12 protein-coding genes are annotated in these 16,850 nt (G+C 49.9%); all 12 read right to left on the bottom strand.

What is annotated here, in order from left to right:
* Entirely contained in the window at positions 1–927 is a 927-nt protein-coding gene (locus tag GWC95_RS05775; protein ID WP_161817746.1) for a sugar phosphate isomerase/epimerase family protein, read from the bottom strand.
* A gap of 8 nt (positions 928–935) precedes the next feature.
* Complete coding sequence (locus GWC95_RS05770) at positions 936–2,639, bottom strand: DUF1565 domain-containing protein (protein ID WP_161817745.1); 1,704 nt, start codon at positions 2,637–2,639, stop codon at positions 936–938.
* Between the two features lies 1 nt (position 2,640).
* The gene (locus tag GWC95_RS05765; protein WP_161817744.1) at positions 2,641–3,945 is read right to left on the bottom strand and encodes an MFS transporter; all 1,305 of its coding nucleotides are present in this window, start codon (positions 3,943–3,945) and stop codon (positions 2,641–2,643) included.
* Positions 3,942–5,219, bottom strand: a complete 1,278-nt coding sequence (locus GWC95_RS05760) for a sugar MFS transporter (RefSeq protein WP_161817743.1) — start codon at positions 5,217–5,219, stop codon at positions 3,942–3,944. Before GWC95_RS05760 ends, GWC95_RS05765 begins: the two co-directional genes overlap by 4 nt.
* Before the next feature lie 4 nt (positions 5,220–5,223).
* Complete coding sequence (gene murQ / locus GWC95_RS05755) at positions 5,224–6,045, bottom strand: N-acetylmuramic acid 6-phosphate etherase (protein WP_161817742.1); 822 nt, start codon at positions 6,043–6,045, stop codon at positions 5,224–5,226.
* The gene (locus GWC95_RS05750; protein WP_161818207.1) at positions 6,042–6,887 is read right to left on the bottom strand and encodes a sugar phosphate isomerase/epimerase family protein; all 846 of its coding nucleotides are present in this window, start codon (positions 6,885–6,887) and stop codon (positions 6,042–6,044) included. Before GWC95_RS05750 ends, murQ begins: the two co-directional genes overlap by 4 nt.
* Positions 6,887–7,783 carry a phytanoyl-CoA dioxygenase family protein gene (locus tag GWC95_RS05745; RefSeq protein WP_161817741.1) on the bottom strand — a complete coding sequence of 299 codons (897 nt, stop codon included), beginning with the start codon at positions 7,781–7,783 and terminating at the stop codon, positions 6,887–6,889. The genes GWC95_RS05750 and GWC95_RS05745 overlap by 1 nt, the downstream gene beginning before the upstream one ends.
* Before the next feature lie 20 nt (positions 7,784–7,803).
* The gene (locus GWC95_RS05740; protein ID WP_202630226.1) at positions 7,804–8,592 is read right to left on the bottom strand and encodes a 6-phosphogluconolactonase; all 789 of its coding nucleotides are present in this window, start codon (positions 8,590–8,592) and stop codon (positions 7,804–7,806) included.
* 104 nt (positions 8,593–8,696) lie between these two features.
* On the bottom strand, positions 8,697–11,510 hold the full coding sequence (locus GWC95_RS05735) for a TonB-dependent receptor (RefSeq protein WP_161817740.1): 2,814 nt from the start codon (positions 11,508–11,510) through the stop codon (positions 8,697–8,699).
* A gap of 42 nt (positions 11,511–11,552) precedes the next feature.
* Positions 11,553–12,803: a glycoside hydrolase family protein gene (locus GWC95_RS05730; RefSeq protein WP_161817739.1), complete on the bottom strand. Its 1,251-nt coding sequence runs from the start codon at positions 12,801–12,803 to the stop codon at positions 11,553–11,555.
* Entirely contained in the window at positions 12,790–15,309 is a 2,520-nt protein-coding gene (locus GWC95_RS05725; protein ID WP_161817738.1) for a glycoside hydrolase family 20 zincin-like fold domain-containing protein, read from the bottom strand. The genes GWC95_RS05730 and GWC95_RS05725 overlap by 14 nt, the downstream gene beginning before the upstream one ends.
* Positions 15,306–16,841, bottom strand: coding sequence for a glycoside hydrolase family 28 protein (locus GWC95_RS05720; protein ID WP_161817737.1), 1,536 nt, complete (start codon positions 16,839–16,841; stop codon positions 15,306–15,308). The genes GWC95_RS05725 and GWC95_RS05720 overlap by 4 nt, the downstream gene beginning before the upstream one ends.
* Positions 16,842–16,850 lie beyond the last annotated feature (9 nt).

Genomic DNA, 16,850 nt, shown 5'->3' with positions numbered 1-16,850 from the left:
TTACAATTGGTATGTTTTTATTTTTTCGCTTAACCACGATGCTGATCTGGCGTAGGCTGTGTCGATGTTACCTATATCCGATTCATCTCCGCCCACATCGATGCCGATATGGCCTTTGAATTTGATCTTTGAAAGTGTATCAAAAAAAAGATCCCAGCGGATCGAACCATCTCCCGGCACAATATGCTCCACGTGGGCGCCGCGGTTGTCTGAGAGATGAATGTAATCGATGTGATCTGCAAGGCGCAGCAGCGATAAAACAAGATTGTCTTTCAGGAAAAACTGGTTCGCCGTATCCAGGTTGAAGCGGAGGTTTTTCCTGTCCACCGCCTGCGCAAAATAAAGGAACGCATCCGTTGTGGCACTCAATACACCGGCTGCAGGATGCATCTGGTAGGTGAGGCCGAACCCGGCCGCAATATCACATGCCTCGCGGTATGTATCCGTCAATCCCTTCCAGTAGTTTTTCCAGTCGAGGTCCACGGGTAGTCCCGCCGACAATACAACCTCTTCTTCATAATGCCTCACAACGGGAATATCTGCAGGGAATTGATAAGGCGGTAACGGTGCATTGTCAAGAATACCCAATGATCCGAAAGCAACTGCCGTTTCGCATCCTTTCCTGAAGATCCGGAGGTTTGCCTTGCGTTCTTCAGCATCCGCAGAACCAAGCCCGGGAAGCACCGCGCAGTAATAGGGTACTTTAAGCGAGAGCTGGTCGATCTTCTCTTTGATGGCATGCCGTTGCGCATGCATTTCCAATACATGCTCTTCGCGGATGCCCTCCAGTTCTACGCTTGCAAATCCCATGTCGTGCATCTGCTGCAAATAGCCTGTCGTGCCCGCTGCAGGCGGGGGATACCCATATTGCGAAATGATATAGAGGTAACAGCAGGTGATCGATTCCGTATATTTTTTCTGCGACATGTTTATGATCATTTAGCAATAACAGGAATGGCCGCGGCCCAGTTTGTATAAACACCGCCATGAACCGAAACCGGTTTTTTGATGAACCCGATCGAGATCTCATTTGCAATCAATTGCGTGTCCGTTTCCACGATCCATTCATAGGCTCCGTCCTGCAAAACACTGTTCTGCACTTTCAGTTTTTTGTTTCGGCACTGTATCTCGATGTTGTTGTTTGATAAGCTCTGCGCATCCATCGCTTCAGAAAAAAACAGGTGAAGTTTGTTGCCATTCACATAATAGCGAACCACCCTTGGCGTTTCGGTGTAATGAAAAGCTGCGTTCTCCGGTTTGCGGAAATGATAGGGCGGGCCCTGGACAGGTTCATTGTCTTCATAGGCGCCCACATCAACCGACTTGCCCTTGAACGATTGTGTCCATTGCAGTTCGGGAAACGACAGTTGTTTTCCTGCGTCAATGGCAATACTGGATGGCTGCAGGCGAAGGTCGCGTTGAAAAACATTCCTGAATTTTACGTCTGCCGTCTTCCCGTTTTTTTCCAACGCGTTGTTCCGTATCGATGATGGCCATGGTTTGTTGGTGATGTCGTTGTCAAATTCGTTTGTTGGATCGATGTACTCCAATATCAATCCCTGTTCGCCGGCAAAATAATATGCGTTGTTGTAATGTTTCAGCATCCGCGCCCTGTGTTCCATTGCGTTGAAGCCTTTGCCGTAGCCGAAAAAACTGTTGTTGAAAAAATACAACGGGTAAGTAAGACTGTCTACGCCACCGTATATTTTGGAAAACCCGCTGCAGATTTTTTTTGCCCACGCCGTGCTGTCCATTGTTACGGTATTGCCATAGTAATAGATGTAGCCGCCCGCAACATCATCTACCGAAAGTGTTTTGTGTATGTTGTGCGACCGGTTGTGGTAGATGTGAAGGTTGAATGCGTAATGTTCGGGCTCAAAATCATTGTCGCGTATGTTGGAGATGTCATTTTCATACACTTCTATGTTTGCGTCGTATCCTTTTTTAGAGGTGAACCGGATGCCGTTGTATGCGTTGGTGATCCGGTTGCGCCTGATTACAAATGAACCGCCGGATGCGCGGCTGTCGATCAGCGATCCGTTGTAATAACCCATCAGTTCATGATGCATCGATAGCCATGCATCAACGCCACGTACATCTTTGTCGATCGTCCATAATTTCTCCCCGCCCTGGTCCCAGCTGCAACCTTCCACCAGCACATGGTGTGTATCCGCGCCGGTGGCGAGTATCACTTTTCTTCCGCCCTTGAAATTGCAATAACGGAAAGAGATGTAAGAAGAATTTTTCACGTTCACGGGGTCCGTCCATCCGTTGACGAAAGAGATGCCCTGGAACACGATCCATGCGGTGTTGTTCAATTCGATCCAGTTGTAATCGAGACCCATCCCAGGCGCAGGTGCGCCGCCGTCGATCACCGTGTTCTTGTTTTGGGCGATGATGTAAACAGGATTGTCTATGTTGCCAGCCTTCCCGCTGATGCGTATCGTTTGCCGGTAGGTGCCGGCAGTGAGCAAAACGGTATCACCTGCGTTTGCCAGTTTAACGGCCCTGTTGATCGATTGAAGCGGGTTCGCTGCACTGCCCGCCGACCGGTCGTCGCCTTTCACGGATACGTATAGCGTGCGTGCGTGCAGCGAAGCGCTTACCAGTAACATGCAAAAAACAACAATGCGGCGCATCTTAAAATTGTATGGGTTTCATTTTTGGTGTTACAAAATGCATCAGGATCCAGGCGATCAAAAAGGAGAGGCTGCATACAATAAAGATCACGTTGTACCCGCCAACTATATTGCCGATGCCTTTGTAATAGTCGAGCACCCATCCGATGAACAATGGAAAGATCACACCGCCTATTGCACCTGCCATACCACCGATCCCGATCACGGAGCTGACTGCTTTCTTGGGAAGCATATCCGATACGATGGTGTAAATATTTGCGCTCCAGGCTGAGTTGCCGAGTACTGCAAGACTGATGAGCCCGATCACCACCCACATGTCTGTTGTATATCTTGCCAAAAAGATCGGTACCACGCAAAAAGCAGACAACAGCAACGTGAATTTTCGGGAGCGGTACACAAACCATCCTTTTTTGATCAGGTAGGATGAGAGCCATCCGCCGCCGATGGCGCCGATGGTGGTTGCAGTATAAATAACAACAAGCGGGAGGCTTGGTTTTTTCAGGTCGAGGTGAAAAGTGGAACTGAAATAGGAAGGGAGCCAGAACAAAAAGAAGTACCAGATGGGATCGGTGAAAAATTTACCGATGATAAAGGCCCATGTCTGTTTCAGTTTGAAAAGGCTGAACCACGATACGTTCTGCTGTTGTTCCGCAGGCAATTCCGCTGCCTCATCGCTGTTGATGTAGGCGCGTTCTTCGGGCGACAACCGTTTTTGTTTTTCTGGTGTCTGGTAAAAGATGCGCCAGGCAACAAGCCACAAAAAACCGATGCTCCCAGTGATGATGAAGGCTTCCTGCCATCCATACATTCCCAGTATCCATGGGATCAGTATCGGTGCCACGCATGCGCCGATGTTGGATCCTGAATCGAAAATGCCCGTGGCAAGTGCACGTTCTTTTTTAGGGAACCATTCTGCAACGGTTTTGATGGCCGCAGGAAAATTTCCCGATTCGCCCAATGCCAGGCTCGCTCTTGCCACACCAAAACCAAACGTGCTTTTCACAGCCGCATGCGCCATGGCAGCGATGCTCCAGAATGTGATGGATATTGTGTAGCCGAGCCTTGTGCCGATTTTATCTATGATCCGTCCAAACACTACAAGTCCCACCGCATAAGAAGCAGTGAATGCCATCACGATGTAACTGTAATCCGTTTCCGTCCAGTTGAATTCTTTTTCAAGAACGGGCTTCAGCAGCCCCATTACCTGCCTGTCGAGATAATTGATGGTGGTTGCGAAAAACAACAGTACGCAGACAAACCAACGGTAATTTGTTTTTGGTGTTTGCAAAGCAGGGATCTGGTTCATGAGGGGGAATTTACTTTTGAGGAACGTTTACCTATATAGCTGTAATAGATCAGGAAAAGATATACGGGAACAAGCAGCAGGTACGCAACCTGGTTGTTGCTGAATTTTCCTGCGGCACCGTAAAGTAGTGGAAGCAATGCCCCGCCAAGAATACCCATGATGAGGATCGCTGAGCCTTTGGCGAGCTGTTTTCCCTGCAGCCCGTTCAGGGCCTGCGGCCAGATGGCGGGCCACAGTAAAGCATTGCACAATCCAAGCAACGCGAGGAACACCAGCGAAAGGATGCCGGGTAACACAACAATAAGAATACTGATGATCAATCCACCAATCGTGGAAAATAAAAATGCCTTTTGTTGCGAAATGAGTTTTGGGATGGCCGTCACGCCAAAAAGATAACCTGCCATCATTGCAGCAAGTGTATACGATGTGAGGCTTTTTGCGATGTCGAGATCAATGCCATGGTACATGCCATAATTCCCGATCGAGTCTCCTGCAAGTACTTCCGCGCCTACGCAGCAGAAGATGGCCATAAAACCCATGGCATATTGCCGGTTCACTTTCGGAGATGTATGAACGGAAACACCCGCTTCTTCATTTTGCTCCGGCATGATCTCTGGCAAATGTGCAAATCGTATCAGGAAAGCGATCAGTACAAGAATGGCGGCCAGCACGATGTAAGGAACGATCACGCTGTGCGCCAGCTGGTCGAGCCGCGCGGTTTTTTCCGCTGCGTTCATCTTCGCAAGTTCTTCTACGAGGCCGTTTGCGTTTTTTAAGATGATGCTGCCGATCACCAATGGCGCAAGTATGCCCGCCACTTTGTTACAGATGCCCATCATGCTGATGCGTTTTGCCGCTGTATCCGCAGGGCCGAGCAACGTGATGTAGGGGTTGACCGCGGTTTGCAATAAGGTGAGGCCCGTGCCCACGCCAAACAATCCAACCAGGAACATCATGTAATTTCTTGTATAGGCTGCCGGAACAAATACCAGGCAACCCAGCGCCATCACACCCAATCCGATGCTCATTCCCTTGATCATCCCTGTTCTTGCGAGCAAAGCGCTCGATGGAATGGCCATGATCGTATAGGAAATATAAAATGCAAACGTCACGAGATAGGCCTGCCATTCTTCAAGCTCGCATGCGATGCGCAGGTAAGGGATCAGCGTTCCGTTGATCCAGGTGATGAACCCGAAAATAAAAAAGAACGCGCCGATGATGATCACGTATTTCGTGGTCTTCGGGCTGTTGGTCGTGGTTGGTTCTATGGGCATTTGTTCAGCAATTTTTATATTGTTTTACAGCAGCATCTACACTGCCTGCCGCGAGCAGTAACTTTTTCGCTTCGTCGTATTCCTCTATACCTGCCTGGCTCATCAGCATTTTCACACCCCTGTCAACCAGCTTGTCGTTGCTGATCTGCATGTGCACCATTCGGTTGTCGCGCACGCGCCCCAGCCTGATCATGGCCGTTGTTGTTAACATGTTCAGCACCATTTTTTGCGCTGTGCCCGCCTTCATCCGCGTGCTCCCGGTCACAAATTCCGCCCCCGTAATCACTTCCACCGGGTAGTCTGCATGCGCAGCAACAGGTGAGCCGGGATTGCAAACAATGCACCCCGTAACAATGCCGTGTTTCCTGCACGCTTCAAGTCCGCCTCTCACATAAGGTGTAGTACCACTTGCCGCGATACCGATCACAATATCTTTTGTTGAAACCTGGTGTTTCTCCAGGTCGCGCCAGCCGCCGTCCGCGTTGTCTTCTTCATCCTCGATTCCGTATCGGAGCGCTGCATCTCCGCCTGCCATCAGCCCGATCACCTGGTCATCGGGCACGCCATAGGTAGGAGGGCACTCGCTTGCATCGAGTACACCAAGTCTTCCGCTTGTGCCTGCACCTATATAAAACAACCTGCCTCCATCTGCGAGCCTTGATGCGATCACTTCTGCAAGCGCTGCAATGCGATCGAGCTGGCGTTCAACAGCGGCTGCAACGGTCTTGTCTTCTGCGTTGATGTGCCGCACGATCTCCACCGCCGTCATCTGCTCCTGGTTGCGGTAGGGTGAGGGTGATTCGGTGATCCTGTTTTCGTTTGTCATACCAGCAATGCGTTTTTTTCATACCGTTCGCTCAGCAGCTTTTTCATAAAAAGATTCAGCTCCCACTGGTCTGCCAACGGTTGTTGAGTAAACGGGTCCTGCACCATATAAGGCGCGGGCCCGAATTCCATGGTGAATGTAAGCATTGGTTCCTCTTTTCTGCGGTTCAGCGCCACAATCTTGTCCCAGCACGCAAGGTGAAACTCCAGGGCCGCACTGTATATCCCGCTGCGCGGATCGGTCACCTGCGCTCCCTGCGCATGGCCAACGCGCGCATGCACATGTTTTGTACGATCGATCGCCATCGCAACCGCTTCTTCCTGGTCATCAAGCAAACTCTCCGCCACCGCGCACCAATGCGATACATCGAAGGTCAGCGATAAGGCAGGATCGCTGCCGATAAATGCTTTTGTTGTATGCGCCGCAAAACTGAACTTGCCACGGTGCGTTTCATGGTAAACCGGCACACCCATCGTTTTTGCAATGTGGTGCGCAGATTGCAGCAGCAAACGGTTCTCATGAAAACTGAAATGATCTTTCCCCGTCTGCGAATTGATCAGCAGCGGTCGTACGGAAGCGAGGTACGCAATACGGCCCGTGTACTCGTCAAGATGGCTCTCGAAATTCGGGTCCGTCGTTTCCCAATGCTGCGCAATAAGCAATAATTTATGATCCTCCAGCGATTGCAACATTTCCTCCCGCTGCTGAACATCAAAAGGCACATCGGTTTCTACGCCATCGTACCCAGCTTCTTTTACCTTTCTTGCAAACACGGGCCATGGGATGTGTGCGGAGCCCCAGCGCGGACAAAAGAATAATATTTCTGTTGCTTCTTCGTACATCACACGAGTGTATTTTCTTTTTCGGGATCGAACAACAATGGGAAGAACTGACCATCCATTTTATCTCCTTTCGGGATAACAACAGAGTTGGGAAGCAGCTCAGTGTCTGCGTTTGATACGGTTCCATCGGCAAACACATTCAACACAAAAGCGCGGCGCGCCACCGGCGAGCGGTTTGCATACGATCCGTGTACCATGAGGGGATGGTGAAAAGACGCGAACCCTTTCTTCAGTTCTACAGGAATGGGTTTGAATGCTTCTTTCTGTTCTTTGTTCAGCATCTCCAGCAATCCTGTCATTTCACCGGCGAGTTCGGGTTTATCGAGCAGGCCCCAGTTATGGCTGCCGGGCACATAATACAGGCAACCGTTCTCAACCGTGGCATCATCCAGTCCAACCCAGCAGGTTAAATGCTGCATGGGTTCCGTGCGTGTCCAGTATGAATAATCCTGGTGCCATGCCACCACACCGCCGTGCCGGGCGGGTTTGCAGAAAAGCTGGTCGTGCCAGAACCTGACGGGTTTATCATCGAGCAGCTGGCTCGCAGCCATTACAAATGCAGGGTTCCATAAAATATCGTGAAAACCATTGGTGATGCGCCACGCGCCCAATGCATGAAACAAAACCGAGTCCTGGTCGGACGATTCGTTTGCATAGAACTGGTAAAACAACGCATTGCCGGGGTGTTCGGGAGAAACAATGCCCGACAGCTCCTGCTGCAGCACCCCGATCTGTTTTTCGTTGAGCAGTTGTACATTGGGCAGGTAGCCATTCTCTTTGTAAAACCGCACCTGTTCGTCGCTCAACCTGTATTGATCCCAATCCGATTTCTTTTCCGGCCACGCAAAGAGGTCTGATACCAGTTCATGTTTTTTTGAAAGATCGGCTACCTGCATACAATGTGTTTTTGATTTAGTTAATTATCCGCCAGCTCCAATGCGCGCTCTCCTTTGATCCTGGAAGCGCTTTCTGTTTCGAGGAACAGGATCGTGCCATCGTGCCTGCGTAATATGGTTGATGGATATTGCTCTGAAATTTCATCATACAAGGTATGGTACACCGCTTCTGCCTTTGCAATTCCCGGCACCATACAATACATCCAAGGCGCTTTCAGCAAAGCCGGAATGGTTAAGGTGAATGCGATCGGAGGCACTTCCGCATTGCTGGCAAAACATCCCTCGCGTACCTGTTGTGCTTTGCAGGGTTCATCAAGGTCAACTACTTTAACATCGCTTGTATCGTTGAAGTCGGCCACATGCGGATCGTTGAATGCAAGGTGAGCGTTCTCTCCAATACCGAGGCAGGTGATGTCTACCGGGTGCTGTTGCAGCAGGTTGCCGTACCGCGCGCATTCAGCATCCACATCCATTGCCTGTCCATCCAGGTAAAAAATATTTTTAAAAGGAACCTTGGAAAAGATCCGCTCCTTCAACCACTCCCCAAACAATTGTTTCGCGCCTGCGGGAAGCCCGATGTATTCGTCCATGTGAAATGCATTCACCCTGTTCCATTCAATGTTTTCATTGATCAGCGATGCCAAAAACTCATTTTGCGAAGCGGCCGCTGCAAATATCATGTTCACTTCTTCTTTTGCTGACAGCAGTTCTCTCACCTTTGCAGCCACGGTCTTTGCAGCCGCTTGTCCCATTGCTTCGCGTGTGTCAAATATTTTTACTTTCAGTTTCTCAGCCTGTATTTCTCTCATAATTCGATTGTTGTCTGTTCGGGTTGCCCCTTGTTTTCGATTGCTTGTTGTTTTTTTCAACCCCGGGAAAAAAAGCTTCCCGGGGTATGAAAAATTATTGAGGCCTAGAGCCTGATCTTCACACCGGCACGTCCCCAGTATGAGTAGTATTGTTTTTTGTAGATCCTTTCAGACACACCAAAGTACTGTACCTGCGGTGCATTGGTAAGGTTCAATGCTTCTGCATAGAAGGTAACGCGGTTGTTTATTTTCACGGATGTGTTCAGGTCGATCTGCGTTCTCGCTGCCTGTATCACATCAGTTGCATTGTCTGTTCCCAACGCCGATGTATACGAACCGTTGTAGTTCAGGTTACCCTGTATGGTGAACCCTTTGTATCCATACGAAAGTGATGCGTTCGCTGTATGCTCAGCCTGGCCGGGCAAACGCAGCCCTTTGCGGAACTGTGCATCTGCTTTAGAGTGTGCGTAGGTGTAGTTTGCCAACACCGAAAATCCTTTCAGGAATCCTGGCAGGAAGGTAAGATTCGCCTGTGCATTCAGTTCCACACCAAACACGTTTGCGGTATTGCCGTTCAGTGTCTGGAAATATTGCCAGTTGGTATATGCCGCCGCACCAGGGAACTCGTTACCGGTAAGGATGGTCACGCTGTTGTACTGGAACTTCGCAACATTTTTATAGAACACACCGGCAGAAAGGATACCGAGGTTGGAAAGGTATTTTTCAACGATCGCATCATAGTTGGTTGAGAACGCCGGTTGCAGGTTCGGGTTGCCATCCGTTACGGTTTGTGCAAGGATGCTTGTGATACGGCCCGGTACCAGGTCGGTAAAGTTCGGGCGCGAGTAGCCGAATGTAAGACCGGTACGCAGCACCGTTGTACGGTTCAGGTCAAACTTCGCCTGCACGTTCGGGAGGAACTTGGTATAGTTCGTTGTTTTCTCGGTAGGAGTGGTAGAGGTCCATACACCATTCGCATCCTGTGTGATGATGTTTCCTTTATAGTTCACATGCGTTGCTTCCACGCGCAAACCGCCGAGCAACATCCATTTTGCAAACTGGATCCTCGACATCGCATACGCCGAAGTAACGTTCTCCAACGCATCGTAAAAATAGGAGTCGATGCTTCCCCTTGAAGTAGGAACATCTTTTGTAAAGCCAACACCCGCATTGAAGAAGTTGATCGTGGCGTCTTTGTCAACACCCAAACCAAAATTGGTTGCACCATTCAGCAAAGTGGCAGATACTTCGGGTTGACCTGCAAAATTGGTCAGTTTACCTGTGGCCGCTGCGCCGGTGAATGTGTTTACCGTAGCGGTTTCCGGCCTCCACCTGCCGTTGCTCATGCTTTTTGTTTTCACACCCATTTTAAAGATCGCGGAGTTGCTGCCGATCTTGTAAGGAATGGTCATGTTGAGTTTGGTAGTGAAGTTGTGGCCGTCCGAGTTCCAGTAATCACGCTCCACTGTATTGTAGGTGAACAGTGATGCATCGTTTTTCCAGTCCACACCCGATACTTTCAGGTAGTCGCCGGTAATGTCCGTCATGTTCAGCGCAATATTACCCGTGATGAAATTATAGGTGCCGGAAAGATTTTCAAATTCTGAATGGTTCAGGAAAATGCCTCCATCCAGTTTCACTTTACCGATCGTGGTTTCTCCCTGGATATTCAGGCTCACATTTTTGTCGTCTTCCGTAGCAGATTTGATCTCGTTGTAAGAGCGGCCGCGTGTTGTTACATACTGGCCAGATGCATTTTTTGTTGTATTGGCCGTTTGCATCCTTGTTCTTTTCCTGTAACGTGTGATCTGGTTCTCATGATCCGCGTACATCACATTTGCCGTGATGTTTGTTACCGGGCTGAATGCATAGTCAACGGTAGCGCTCAATCCCTGGCGCGTACGCTGGTTCTCAACATACAACCAACGCACATCTGTAGGGAACCATGTATTTCCTTTCCCGTCGCCAAAATCTTTTTGTTGCCATACCTGCGCATTTGTTTCATCGTACCCGTTTTTGGTGCGGTACCAGCTGCCATTGAGCATCAGCCCGAGTTTTCCGTTCGGGTTTTTCTCGTCTGCAAAAAAACGCTGGCCATAGGAGAGGTTGCCAATCCCGTTTGCATTGCTGCGAAGGTTGTTGTAACCAACCGCCCCATCCAGTGAGATCTTTGGTTTGAGCGATGTGGCCGTTGGCGATTTCATGTTCACCACGCCCGCGATCGCATCTCCATCCATATCAGGCGTAAGCGATTTTACTACTTCCATCGACGACAGTACATTCACCGGTATCACATCGAGCACCGCGTTGCGCGCGCCTGTTTCCTGTGTGCCCATTACCTGTTCGCCGTTCACGTTGATGTTTGTGAAATTGCCCGGGGTGCCACGAAGCTGGATCGTTGATCCTTCTCCCGAGCTGTTGCGGCCAATGGTTACACCCGGTAAACGCTGCAACGCTTCCGCAACGTTCAGATCAGGGTACCTGCCCATCAGGTCCGCAGAAATTACCTGTTTGATGTTGTCTGCATTACGCTGCTGGTTCAACGCTTTCTGTTGCCCCTCGCGTGTTGAAGTAACCGTTACCTTGCTCAGGCTCGATACATACGTCGTGAGCGCAATGTTTTCATTAACCGTTTGTCCCGGTTTTACAGTAACCTCTTTTTCTACCGTGGTAAAACCCATGTAGTTGATCGACAAAGTGACTTTGCCCTGTGAGAGGTCAACTAACGTGTACGTACCCGTTAAATCTGTTGTTGTAGCCTTGGTGGAGCCTTTTACTGTAACAGTGGCGCCTGGCAAAGCATTGCCGTCTTTATCCGTTACGCGTCCCGTAATGCGGCCCGTTGTACTTTGGGCGAACATTGCGGTGCTGCAGCAGAACAAAAACAGCGTCGTGAGTAATCGCATAGCTTTTTTCATGTTTTGGTGTTTTGTGTATAATAGTAAGGGGGTTTGTTTACATTATTTTTTTGCCGACCAATCGAGGTAATCACACAGGAAGCGCAACGAAAAGCTCGTGCCGATGTCGCGGTTCGTGAGCCATGCCTTGCCTCCCTTGTTAAACCGTGTGCGTGTTTCAATTACAGCGCCCCGCAGGTTGGGATCGGGATGCGTTACATCATACCGGTTCTTGATGATCCACGAAGCGGATTTTTCTATGTTCCCGTCAAATTCCCTGAATCCGTATTCAGACAGTTCCATCCACAAAATACCCGCCAGCGAAACCGCTGAACCGGTAATCGATCCCTTGTCCGGTTTTCTTCCGTTCAAAAAATTCTCGTAAAAGATGGTGCCGTCTTTTGTCTGCGCCTTTGCAAATACGCGCGCGGTTCTTGCAGCGGCTTCCAGGTATTTGCGGTCGTTCGTCATCCGGTACGTATGCACGAGCGATTCCGCGTACCACAATGAAAAACGCGGATGAAACGATTGATCGATCACCGAATTCGGCATGAACTGCATCCACACACCTTCTTTTCCCTGTTTGTCAATAAGGCTGTTGCTCAGCAACACATGCGCATCTTTGAATTTCTGGTCTTTCGAAAACTCATACGCATCCGCAAAGATCCATCCCTCTGTATTGGGGCGGGATACATCATACAACGTTTGTTTTTCTTTGCCATCCCAGAACGGGCTGTTGTCTTTCAACACCTTTCCCGTACGAAGATCAAGCACATCATAACATACGCCTTCCTCCGGGTAGTACATGTTCTCCATCATCCATTTCGCTGCGCCGGTGGCTACTTTTGCGTATATGGGGTTTTTGGTTACGCGCGACAACTCATATATCCCCGGCGTTCCATCGGATACGGTTGCAAACACGGCATAATCCTGTCCCAGCACATCACCATGTATCGCCGCAACCATCCCGTTTAATCCCGGCCGGTTTTTGATCTCCTGGCTGATCCACCATTTGCCCCCGCGTTCCGCCACTTCGAGGTAATGTTTGTTGCCTGTTTTTTTATAGGCGTGGAGCAATGCATAAATCGCCTGGCCCGTGTGCCAGGGCACTTCATAATCGTACCATTTTCCTTCGGTAAGGTTGTAATCGCAACGCGAGCGGCCCTGTTTGTCTATAAGCGTGTTGGCAATATAGGTTGCACATTCATTGATGGCCTTCGTCACCTCGGGCTTTGTTGCCTGCGCGCGCACCTGCAAAGCGGAGAGCGACATTGCCGCAATGCAAACCGTTGCCCATAACTTATTCCGGTTCATGATTCTGTTTTTCTGGGTTGACAAAATATTTGTGTTTCTGGTTGGTAACGGTAAGTAAAGGATCGAGCCTGAAGGAGAACGACCAACGCATAGGCTCCCCCGGGATTTTGAACAGCACCTGGTTGATGCCGGCGTTGAGAGGAAGCGTAAAAGACGCTTCCTCTGCAACCGGCTGTTGTTCCCGCTTGCCAGTGATGAACAAATTTTTACCGTTGCAAAACACCTCACTGCCTGCAGGCAACGCAGCAAAAGCCGCGGCCTGCAGGGGTTTCTCCGCAGTGATGGTGCAGAACGCGTACGCAACGCCAGGGGGTGCGTTGTTGTAAAAATCATCGATGTTGGTGATGCCGCCCGATTGGGAAGCATATTTCTGCCACCTGTATGTCTTGTTTTTGTAATTGATAAGATCCCCGGGCTTCGGCATTTTCTCTGCGCCGTCACCGCCGTAGAGGAACAACGGCGCCTTGCCGCCCGCTTCCGTTGCAAATGGCCCGCTCATCAGCCAGTATTGAAAATAGGTGTGGGTGTTCGCTTTTATATCAAGCCCGACAACCGCGGCCGCGGCCATGTCTTTGTTCGCTGTTAAATCTTTTGCCTGCGAAGCGAGTTCTGCCATGATCCTGGCCAGCGCATTGCTGTTGTCTGTCATCGGTTTCATGGCCACATCCAGCGAATAAGGTTGGTTTTCGCGGAGCCAGGCGTTGCTGAATTGCTTCTGCAGCGCATCGTACCTGTTCTTGAGTTTTTCAAGCACACCCATTGCCGCTGTAAGCGATGCCTTGCTTTTGTTTGATACCGCGTTTGTATACAATGCAGCAGCGGCAGGCATCTTGCGCTTCGCATCCATCATCAGCAGGTACGCATCAATGGCAATGGAAAGTGTATTGATGTCGTCTGCATAACGCCGGGGTTTCACTTGCATCAATTCCGCTTTTGCATGTGTGGCAATACGTATGACCTCGTCTGTACCTGCATCGTTGAGAATAAGCGATCTCCCCTTCGCCGGCGCGATCGCCGCGCGCCATACATTGTTGTTGAGGTTGTAGGTGAGCGGCACATTGCGTACTTCCATCAAAGTATCCAGTGCGCGCACATAATGCACGCCCGTTTCCCCGTACGTGTTCACAGCATACCGCTCATTGAACGAGTTTTTATTGACCGATGAAACGTTCCAGCTGTTCTCCGCGGCTTTGTAAACACCATACCAGTCGCCCGAAAAAAGATAAGCATCCCCTTCATCCCAAACCGTTGTCACGATGCCTTCAGCGCCGGCGCGTTTGGCCGCAGCAGCGAATGTTTCGATGTTCTTATAAGCCATGCGCATATCGGGGAACATGCGGTAAGAATTCAGTATGCCCGGGCAGGCCATGAAACGGAGTCCGCGTTTTGCAAACGGTTGTATCCATTTGTCGAATGAAGGTTGTACACCGTATTCCCATGTCAGGTAAATGATATCACGCGGTAATACATCGAGCATTTCTTCGTGCTCCAATGCGATATCGCCCCACATCATCAGTTGTTTTCCATGCGAACGCACCACATCGTAAAGAAATTTGATGTGGTCGGAATAGAAACGTGCAACGCCAACGCTGTCGGTATATTTTTTTGAACGCCCCTTGCCAAGGTCGAAGGTCTCATCGCAGTTCACGTTAAAATAGGGTGCGTTGAATGCATCACACAACTCGCCGATCACATCGCGCAAAAATGTTTTTGCTTTTGGATCAATGGGGGAGATCATGGTTGATGTTTCTCCCATCGATTGGTATTGGGGCAGCGATAATATTTTTTCGAAATGCCCGAACGACTGGAAACTGCCCACCAGCTGCATGTGAAATTTTGCTGCATAACGGCTCAGTTCCCTGATCTGTTCGATCGTGAATTTTCCATTGGCCGGTGCAAAATCGGGATGCGATTTTGGTTGCACCACATGTTCAATATAGAACGAGAGATAATTTATTTTGAGCGATGCGAGCCTTTCGATCTGCTGTTTCACATACGCAACCGTTGAAACCGGGCCCCGGCTGATGTCATCATATACCTGCCTGTGCTTAAACGAGGGCCAGTCGGCGATCCTCACTGCGTTGCGCCATCCCGCATCCTGCAGTTGCCGGATGGTTTGCAACCCATAAAACAATCCTGTTTCTGTATACGCGATGAGGTCAAAATTATTTTGATCGGCGATGAGCAGGTAGCCTTCCTTACCCAATGAATCTTTCCAGCGGTTGCCAAAATCGCCTGCGTATTTTTCAATTTCTCCGGGTTGCGCCAATATCATCCGCAACTGCCGTGGCTTTGAACCCGCTGCAGCAATGCGTTGCAGGTGCCAGTTCAACCGCTGCTGAATATCCGCGTCCGCATTTTTATACTGCGCGTTTTTCCGCAGGTTGAATGACATTGCCGCCGTGCCTTGTTCTGCCTGAACTGGTTTGGGCAATACAGGCAGCTCGCGGGCCTGTGATGTGGCAAGCGTGCATACAAAGGATAATATGAGCCAGATCCGCTTCATTGTTTTTTATCTGCGATAACGGTACTGTTTTTCGAAGCCGCATCAACCAGTACGGGTTGTTTCAATTGTGAAAAAGGTATCGTGCCGATGAAACCATTTTTGGAACCTTCAACCGTGATCAACGCTTTTGATGCGGCACTGTGTTGTACATCGATGGATTGAAGGGAAAAACGATCCACATCCACGAGCGACAAACCCGCGCGCAGGTCGGTTGATCCGTATTTCAAGGTAATGTTTGATAAACGGATTCCATTCACGTGCCGGACAAATAAACCGTAGGAGGAGAGTTTGCCAAACATGGTTCCTTCGGGATACGCATTTTCCATTTCATCAATTTTCCTTTCGGCATCAACTGAGCTGCCGCCGCCTTTGGAATGAATGGTGACGTCGTCGAGCGCGATGTCTTCAATCGATTTACCAGGGATGCCCGAGATGGAGCAACCTATATCGTCTGCGTTCACCGCAAGAATGTGCGACAACCGGATGTTTTTGATCGAGCCTACCGGCGGGGTGGGCGCGGAAGCATTGTGTTTCCGTGCGCGGTTGCCGAGTTTTACAAACAGGGGCACTTGTGGCCCATCGATCACAAGGTTGCTGATGGTAATGTTTTCCATGATGCCGCCATCCACGATCTCCATGGCAAGGCCGCCGTTGCCCGCGGGTTTCCCGTAAATGGTTGTGGTTTGGGTAGAGGGTTTGATCACACAGTTGCTCACCGTTACGTTTCGGAAACCGCCGGTTGATTCGGTGCCGAATTTGAGCGCGTTGCAATGACTGCTCAATACGCAATTGGTAATGGTGATGTTTTCTGATACCAGCGGCGATGTGCTTTTGATGGTGATCCCGTCGTCGTCGGAATCGCCGCGTATGTTGGAAATGGTTACGTACCGGCAGCCATCGATATCCATCATATCGTTGTTCTTGTTCGAGTGGTTCCAGATCTCCAGGCCGTCTATCTGCACGTTTTCGCAGCCCAGGTAATGTTGCATCCAGAAAGCGGAATTGCGCAGGTGAACATTGCTCACACGAATGTTTTTCGAGCCCGCGAACCAAAGCAGGTAGGGGCGGTTGCGGTAGCGGTCGGGTTTTTTATCGGTGGTTACGGGAAAACTTGCGCCGCGTCCGTCGATCGTTCCTTCTCCTTCTATGGTAACATTGGAAGCGTTTTTGCAAAAGATCAGCGCCTGTTTTGCCCAATCCTCGCCGTAAAACGAAATGCCCGCATTGAGTTGTGGATATTGTTTGATGTCTTCGCTGCCCAACAAGACCGCGCCTGCCGAAAGGTGAAGCGTTGTGTTGTTTTTAAGAAACAGGGTAGCGGTAACGAATTGACCGGCGGGAACGATCACCCTCCCGCCATATGCCGAGCAACTGTCGAGCGCCTGCTGGATGGATCGGGTGTTATCGGTCAACCCATCGCCCCTGGCGCCGAAGCGGCGAATGTCATAATCCTGTGCAGAAGAAACCTTGCCTGCACAAAGAAGCAGGGCGAAGGAAACGAAATATTTTATAGAATGGTTACGGCACATCATAGCAAATCG

Source organism: Sediminibacterium roseum (genome assembly GCF_009939005.1).
In the GTDB taxonomy this organism is placed as follows: Bacteria; Bacteroidota; Bacteroidia; order Chitinophagales; family Chitinophagaceae; genus Sediminibacterium; species Sediminibacterium roseum.
The sequence above is the reverse complement of the archived record's forward strand: the minus strand, read 5'-3'. Positions and strand labels throughout refer to the sequence as shown.

What these genes read in the sequence shown, in the direction of transcription:
- GWC95_RS05770 (WP_161817745.1), bottom strand. Translation starts at nt 2,639, where the DNA reads ATGCGCCGCATTGTTGTTTTTTGCATGTTACTGGTAAGCGCTTCGCTG.
- GWC95_RS05765 (WP_161817744.1), bottom strand. Translation starts at nt 3,945, where the DNA reads ATGAACCAGATCCCTGCTTTGCAAACACCAAAAACAAATTACCGTTGG.
- GWC95_RS05760 (WP_161817743.1), bottom strand. Translation starts at nt 5,219, where the DNA reads ATGCCCATAGAACCAACCACGACCAACAGCCCGAAGACCACGAAATAC.
- GWC95_RS05750 (WP_161818207.1), bottom strand. Translation starts at nt 6,887, where the DNA reads ATGTACGAAGAAGCAACAGAAATATTATTCTTTTGTCCGCGCTGGGGC.
- GWC95_RS05720 (WP_161817737.1), bottom strand. Translation starts at nt 16,841, where the DNA reads ATGATGTGCCGTAACCATTCTATAAAATATTTCGTTTCCTTCGCCCTG.
- GWC95_RS05730 (WP_161817739.1), bottom strand. Translation starts at nt 12,803, where the DNA reads ATGAACCGGAATAAGTTATGGGCAACGGTTTGCATTGCGGCAATGTCG.
- GWC95_RS05740 (WP_202630226.1), bottom strand. Translation starts at nt 8,592, where the DNA reads ATGAGAGAAATACAGGCTGAGAAACTGAAAGTAAAAATATTTGACACA.
- GWC95_RS05775 (WP_161817746.1), bottom strand. Translation starts at nt 927, where the DNA reads ATGTCGCAGAAAAAATATACGGAATCGATCACCTGCTGTTACCTCTAT.
- murQ (WP_161817742.1), bottom strand. Translation starts at nt 6,045, where the DNA reads ATGACAAACGAAAACAGGATCACCGAATCACCCTCACCCTACCGCAAC.
- GWC95_RS05725 (WP_161817738.1), bottom strand. Translation starts at nt 15,309, where the DNA reads ATGAAGCGGATCTGGCTCATATTATCCTTTGTATGCACGCTTGCCACA.
- GWC95_RS05745 (WP_161817741.1), bottom strand. Translation starts at nt 7,783, where the DNA reads ATGCAGGTAGCCGATCTTTCAAAAAAACATGAACTGGTATCAGACCTC.
- GWC95_RS05735 (WP_161817740.1), bottom strand. Translation starts at nt 11,510, where the DNA reads ATGAAAAAAGCTATGCGATTACTCACGACGCTGTTTTTGTTCTGCTGC.